Source organism: Nostoc sp. JL31, from assembly GCF_017114965.1.
GTDB classification, from domain to species: domain Bacteria; phylum Cyanobacteriota; class Cyanobacteriia; order Cyanobacteriales; family Nostocaceae; genus Nostoc; species Nostoc punctiforme_A.
Genome location: NZ_JABXKO010000022.1, coordinates 153,027 through 159,819 on the forward strand (window position 1 = coordinate 153,027; position 6,793 = coordinate 159,819).

General features: G+C 42.6%; 4 protein-coding genes, 1 tRNA gene and 1 CRISPR repeat array. Of the genes, 3 read left to right on the top strand and 2 right to left on the bottom strand.

Translation table 11 applies throughout. The features are described 5' to 3' along the window. Nucleotides 1–393 precede the first annotated feature (393 nt). Both HWQ43_RS04395 and HWQ43_RS04400 read right to left on the bottom strand, forming a co-directional pair. Nucleotides 394–1,665, bottom strand: a complete 1,272-nt coding sequence (locus HWQ43_RS04395) for a ribulose bisphosphate carboxylase small subunit (RefSeq protein WP_292730659.1) — start codon at nucleotides 1,663–1,665, stop codon at nucleotides 394–396. Between the two features lie 451 nt (nucleotides 1,666–2,116). Further along, on the bottom strand, nucleotides 2,117–2,371 hold the full coding sequence (locus tag HWQ43_RS04400; protein WP_292730661.1) for a hypothetical protein: 255 nt from the start codon (nucleotides 2,369–2,371) through the stop codon (nucleotides 2,117–2,119). A 388-nt stretch (nucleotides 2,372–2,759) separates the two neighbouring features. Here HWQ43_RS04400 and trmFO point away from each other — a divergent pair, with 388 nt between their 5' ends. From trmFO to HWQ43_RS04415, 3 genes are all read left to right on the top strand, one after another. Beyond that, entirely contained in the window at nucleotides 2,760–4,076 is a 1,317-nt protein-coding gene (gene trmFO / locus HWQ43_RS04405) for an FADH(2)-oxidizing methylenetetrahydrofolate--tRNA-(uracil(54)-C(5))-methyltransferase TrmFO (protein WP_099103823.1), read from the top strand. A gap of 296 nt (nucleotides 4,077–4,372) precedes the next feature. Further along, a complete protein-coding gene (locus tag HWQ43_RS04410; RefSeq protein WP_292730664.1) occupies nucleotides 4,373–5,569 on the top strand; it encodes a murein hydrolase activator EnvC in 1,197 nt (398 codons plus the stop codon). Between the two features lie 44 nt (nucleotides 5,570–5,613). After that, nucleotides 5,614–5,686, top strand: a tRNA-Arg gene (locus HWQ43_RS04415). A gap of 348 nt (nucleotides 5,687–6,034) precedes the next feature. After that, a CRISPR array of direct repeats spans nucleotides 6,035–6,290; the repeat unit is 37 nt; unit sequence CTTTCAACCCGCCTCTAGCTGGGAGGGGTGTTGAAAC. The last annotated feature ends 503 nt before the right edge of the window (nucleotides 6,291–6,793 follow it).

Here is a 6,793-nt window from a genome sequence, read left to right on the forward strand (position 1 = left end):
AACCCCGACTTTTCTAAGAAGTTGGGGTTTTTGTTGTTCACAAATGATTTAGGATTGACTTTGTAGAGACGGCGATTCATCGCGTCTCTTGCCTTAACCGAACAGCATTGGCGTTGCTATAGCTAAAACACTATCTCTTTAGCAGCTAATACCAATTTAATTAATGATTGCAACAACATATCCTTGGGTAAAGACGCGATGAATCGCGTCTCTACAAATGGTCTATTTGTTGCATTCTTTTTTCAAATTGGTATAATTAGCCAGAAATGATATGAGCTAATAGAAAATAAAGCTTTTTAAACCCGCGTGGGCGGGTTTAGTCTGTTTAGATGCAGTTTCTAAGCGTCGATTTAACTTCCGATTTTTAACTCCCGGATTCTGCTGCATCTGCCCCTAATTGTTTCCATTTGGACGCTGAATAATTGTCTCCACCACCCGCCGCTTGGCTTGAGGATCGATACCTACTAAGCGCACATATTCACCGCTATATTCTGACAAAGTTGCCTCTAAATTTGAGATGGCATCAGATTCGGCATCAATGTGGCTATGAACACAACTTTGCCAAGAACCTGTGCGAAAACGGCGCTCATCTACGTGTTCAATACTAATTTTGTAACCTTGAGACAATAATTGCCGAATCTGTTCTTGTGTCTCTAAAGTTAAATGGGCACTTGATGCTTGCTGTTTCTGGAATTGATTAGTTTTTACTTCTTTGGTTGCGCCATTTGATGGCTGACTAATTGGTGTTACAACAGCAGGTGGTGTGGATTGAGAATTTCTACCTCGATTTAGTCGATTGTAATCATCAACCAAATGGGAACTTTCCACCCGTTTTTGTTCGCCAACCAGGAAGTTACCAGACTCGATTAAGTGAGACAGTCTGAAATCTGGTTTTTTAAATTCTGGTGGCCCTTGAGTGCTGTTAACCACATTCAAGGATATCTGCTCAAAACCTACTTTATGGATGTAGTTGCGGATTTGTTCGTCATAAATACGCGATCGCAAAGCGCTAAAAAAGTCGATAGACTGATTGACAAAAGTATCAACTAGCTGTTCAACTTCTTTCTGTGACAATCCATCTGGTTCAAAAATCCCCTTAACAATTCCTACCTTGTCATCTCTATCTGGTTCCCAGTAGAATTTCTCCATCCGCCCATCCCGAATTAACGGTGCATAAAGGGTGGAAAAATCATTACCTGTGACAATAATCGGTACACGATGTAAAGGTGTGGAATCATAGCTTCCCGGTAACTGCACATCTGTGGGATTATCAGCAATATTCATTAGTGTGGCATTCACTAACTGCGTGTTTACAGTATATTGAGTGCCTTCATCAAAGCGTCCAGCACCAGCATCTAAATCGTTAATCATTAGTACACACATTTTGCCGCGTACTTTGATCAGTTCTGCTGTTTCCCGATAGCGCAACCGAATCAACCGCGCTGGATCTCCCGCATCTGGACTTTCTAATTCGCCGCCAGATACGTGAGTTACTTCGATACCCATTTTCTCGAAGACTAATTGACATTGAAATGTTTTACCTTCTCCTTTGCGTCCATGAATACCCAGTATCACGGGAACTCGCACGCCAGGAAGCTTCAGGAAATTTTTGGTAATGTGGACAGCAAGTTTGTCCAAAAAGCGGGGAGCGATGTAGTAACCCATGAGTTTATGTGATGAAAAATTAACACTTCTAAGATTAATGTTAAGTTTTTTTTGGGGATAGCGATCGCTTTTCTTTCAGACAAGCTTGTGCTTGTTAATTTATTGGGTTGATTAAACATCTTGCAAAAGTAACTTTTGTAAGATGTTGGGGAAAGGTTAAAGGTAAAGGGTAAGGGAAAATTCCATACCTTTACCCCTTCCCCTTATCCCCACAATGTTAAGAAGTCTATTGTCTGTTGCCAAAGTTGAACACGCTCCCAAGCATGGACTCGTGAAAACTGCTGTTATTTGGTAGTGCCAAAGATTTGATTACAATATCAAATGACTTTGATGAGCCATTTGTATAATTCCAGGATTACTTAGATTAGCCTATTTTTGAGAATAGAGCGTGTTTGAAAACACGTCCTAGTATTGCAATATTGCTATAGTTAATGGAAATCGTTTGTATCTACTACGTCTCATTAACCGCAATTCCTTTGAAAGCAGACACCGCCTCTTCTGTTAATGTATATGGGTTATTAGGATCTTCAGAAGATGGAATACCGTAATTTACAAGAGCAGAATTAATCTTACTGTTTAGTACTGAATCAGGAGGCGTTTCACCACCGTATACACTTTTTAATTCCTCATCATCTGTTACTTCCTCAATAAACATAACTGGAGCTAGATTTAAAACGACCTTATTTTTGATTTTGTTTTTAGTCATAAATCACGTCCGAATTACGCATTGTTAACTAATTATTGAATGCATACTGAATGTATCATCTGGAAAAAGGAAAAATCAAGGGTTTATACAAAAATCCTACTTTTTTGATTCATGCAATTAGGGAAGGGCTGAGGACGCGATACCTACGGTAAGCTACGCTAACGCACTTCCTGACAGTGTACCAGTTGGAAAATGTTCAGCCCAGTGCTGACGATGGCTTTTCATGTGACAGCAAAATCGATTGTAAAAAATCTTGAGAGTGCAGTCTCAACGTTACAATCGACCCAATACTTTATTTGCACTTGTTGTGGTTTAACATGGCTTTTGATTTAATTTTACTTTTGTAATGCTGATGGATACTTATAATATGGAAATTAAAAATTTAACTATGGAAACACAACCGATACAAGTAATTGGAGGTGGACTAGCTGGGACAGAAGCAGCTTGGCAAATAGCGCAAGCTGGAGTGCCAGTAATTCTGCATGAAATGCGTCCAAAGCGATTTAGTCCGGCTCATCATACAGAACATTTAGCAGAATTAGTGTGTAGTAATTCCTTTGGGGCAATGGCAAGCGATCGCGCGGCGGGATTATTGCACGAAGAGTTACGCCAACTCGGTTCGATTGTCATCTCAAAAGCTGATGAACACGCCGTTCCGGCTGGTGGGGCGCTAGCTGTAGACAGGGGACAATTTGGCCAAGATTTAACTGAAACTTTAGCGAGTCATCCTTTAGTTGAGTTTCGGCGGGGTGAAGTGTCTGCAATTCCTGAAGGGATTGTGGTTTTAGCAACGGGGCCTTTAACTAGTCCCGATCTAGCAGAAGATTTGCAACGCTTTACAGGGATGGAATACCTCAGCTTTTTTGATGCAGCTAGTCCGATTATCGTCGGAGAATCGATTAATCGTGACATTGCTTTTATGGCATCACGTTATGACAAAGGTGAAGCCGCTTATCTCAACTGCCCAATGAATAAAGAGCAGTACTTGCACTTTCGAGAAGAACTCTGTAAAGCTGAACAAACAGAACTCAAGGGTTTTGAACGGGAAACGGCGAAATTTTTTGAAGCTTGCTTACCCATAGAAGAACTAGCCCAGCGCGGGGAAGATACCATGCGTTACGGCCCCCTGAAGCCAGTGGGATTGTCAGATACTCGCACAGGGGAACGTCCTTATGCTGTGGTGCAGTTACGACAAGAAGATAAAGCTGGTCAACTGTGGAATATGGTAGGATTTCAAACTAATCTGCGTTGGGGTGAGCAAAAGCGAATCTTTCAATTAATTCCAAGTTTAGAAAAAGCAGAGTTTGTCAGGCTGGGAGTGATGCACCGCAACACTTTTATTAATGCTCCTCAGTTAATGCATCCTACCTTGCAATTTAAAGAGCGTCCGACATTATTAGCTGCTGGACAATTGATTGGTACAGAAGGTTATACCGCAGCGGCTGCGGGTGGTTGCTTGGCGGGAATTAATGCCGCACGGTTAGCCTTGGGTAAAGAAGCTTTGGTTTTACCACCAACAACAATGATGGGTGCGTTATTAGAATTTATTAGTTCCGCATCGCCGAAGCATTTCCAACCAATGCCGCCGAACTTTGGGATTTTTCCCGATTTAGGAATGAAAATCAAAAGTAAACCAGAGCGTTATGGACGTTATCGCGATCGCTCTTTAGCTGATTTGGCAAACTGGAAAGCTAATCGTAATTAATGGGCATTGGGCATTGGGCATGGGGCATGGGGCATGGGGCATGGGGCATTGGTCATTGGTCATTGGTCATTGGTTATTAATTCTTCTCCCTCCCCTGCCTCCCCTGCCTCCCCTGCCTCCCCTGCCTCCCCTGCTCCCCTGCTCCCCTGCTCACATACCTGCTCAAAGCTGACATAGCTGGAATCCTTGTGTTACAACTTGGCATACCAATTTAATAATGTGTTGGCGTGGGTGAATTAGATTTTGGGAATAATCCTCATAGTGTTTGAAAGTATCGTATTGATTAGGTTCGCACTATGAGAGGGCGATTTCTAGAAAAAAAGCAGATTTATTGCTGTTTATCTATTGCATTTTGCTGTATTTTGTGGATTTGTTTGGCATTAATTCCAGCCCACGCAACGTCTACAGGGTCTATTGATACTCTGCGACAACAGCAGCAACAAATGAACCAGCAGCGTCAGGGTGTAGTTGGAGAGCGCGATCGCTTAACTAATCTCCAACAAGAGGCGCAAAAACACCTCACTGGTTTAAAGCAAAATCTGCAAACTACAGATAGCTATCTTCAAGAGAGTGAATCACGATTACAACTCGCTACCCAACGCCTCCAGCAGTTAGAAACTGATTTAGATGTGGCAGAACGTTCATATCAGGAGCGGCAAATTGCAACAGTAGCACGATTGCGTTATCTTCAGCGATCGCCTGCTTTTGCTGGATGGGCAGTTTTGCTCGAAAGTGAAAATATCAGCGATTTTTTCAGCCGTCGTCATCAGTTGAAGTTAGTGTTTCAAGCAGACCAGAAAATTTTGGTAAAACTCAACACCCAAGCAAACTCAATCGATAAACAAAAAACGGAAGTAGAACAGCAAAAAAATGAAATTGGCTTAATTCGTGAGCAACTATTAGCACAAAAAGCCGATTATCAAACCCAGGCACAATCACAATCAGAATTGATTCAACGCCTGAATAGCGATCGCCTGGCCTTAGAAGCCGCGCAAAATCAGCTAGAAAGAGAATCCAAAAATCTGGAAGTCTTGATTCAACAAAAGGTAGCAGAAGCTGAAGAGGCGCAAGCAAAAACCAACAGCCGGACAAACATCATCATTCGGGGAACTGGTGTAATGGCATATCCTAGCGATGCTTCTACTAGCAGTCCCTTCGGTTGGCGGGTACACCCAATTCTTGGCTATCGTCGCTTTCATGCCGGGTTAGATTTTGCCGCTAGCTATGGCAGTAAAATTCGGGCAGCCGATTCGGGAAGAGTAATTTTTGCTGGGTGGTATGGTGGCTACGGTAGAGCGGTAATTATCGATCACGGTAATGGCATAACTACACTTTACGGTCATACCAGCGAGTTATATGTTTCTGAGGGACAAGCAGTTGAACGCGGACAAGCGATCGCTGCTGTTGGTTCTACAGGTTTCTCAACTGGCCCTCATCTTCACTTTGAAGTCCGTCGGAATGGTACACCTGTAGACCCAGCTAATTATCTTTAAAGCTGCGAATTTTATCACAGACGTGCTATAATATGGAAGAGTAGGGGCGCGTAGCTCAGTGGATAGAGCAACAGATTCCGGTTCTGTGGGTCGGGGGTTCAAATCCCTCCGCGCTCGTTAGCTGTACATTAACTAATTATTTGTCACTGTTAACAGATTGATGTCATATTTAACTAATTGATGTCACTGTTAACATATTAGCTGTCACATTTATATACTGCTATCTCTTTATAAGTATGGCAGTATTATCCTTGTGCATCTAACTTATAACCGGATTAATTATTCACTAATAGAGCCAGAGGTCATTCCCTCCAAACAAAGAATCTGTTGCTCTATCCTTTCAACCCACCTAAAACCTGTCAGCTTGTTATCGAAATTGAGAACCAGTCACAAAAAGTCGATAAAGCTTTTAAAGTAATGCTAATACCGAGAAAGAGCTAATTTAAGAACAAGATGGTATATATTTTTTCAACCTGCCTCTAGCTGGGAGGGGTGTTGAAACGCCACAACTTCCACATCAATCGCATCAATATGGTCAATCTTTCAACCCGCCTCTAGCTGGGAGGGGTGTTGAAACCATCCCATCCACCTTTATTTACGCTCACTCTCTTGCCTTTCAACCCGCCTCTAGCTGGGAGGGGTGTTGAAACAGAAGTGATATCCACTATTCGAGAGGAATTTGTCCTTTCAACCCGCCTCTAGCTGGGAGGGGTGTTGAAACTCTGCGCTTCAAACCCTTGATTTACCAATAGTTCTGAAGGCATTTTTGTCACGTCTCCCAAAACCGCCCGTCAGTTAATACTTAAAAAAGTAAATCAACTGACACATTAAAGGCTATAAACCTTATTAAACAAGCGATTTAAAGTTTTGGCAGGAGTCCCAGGGAAATCGCCCCCGCTTTACCATGCCAAAAAATAATTAAGGTGGGTTCCTCCTTGCTCGGAGGTGATTCAGTAGCCACCACTGCGGTAAACCCGCACCTCTATTACTGGGGGCGCACCTAATTCCTATCCACAAGGGACAGCAGCATCAAGGTGGGCAGCTACCAGGGTCAGAAAGCAAGACTGTTTAACAGCAGTCAAACTAACCCAAATTTACACAGCACAGAGGCTTATAACAAGCATGAACTGCGGCGCTGTTGAATTTTCTTGAACCTATCCCACTAATACCGAAATATGGTAATCTACTTCTCGTATGAGAGGGGTGTATCTGTGTATGGCTGGG

Coding starts and splice junctions, on each gene's coding strand:
- HWQ43_RS04395 (WP_292730659.1), bottom strand. CDS start 1,665: ATGGGTTACTACATCGCTCCCCGCTTTTTGGACAAACTTGCTGTCCAC.
- HWQ43_RS04400 (WP_292730661.1), bottom strand. CDS start 2,371: ATGACTAAAAACAAAATCAAAAATAAGGTCGTTTTAAATCTAGCTCCA.
- trmFO (WP_099103823.1), top strand. CDS start 2,760: ATGGAAACACAACCGATACAAGTAATTGGAGGTGGACTAGCTGGGACA.
- HWQ43_RS04410 (WP_292730664.1), top strand. CDS start 4,373: ATGAGAGGGCGATTTCTAGAAAAAAAGCAGATTTATTGCTGTTTATCT.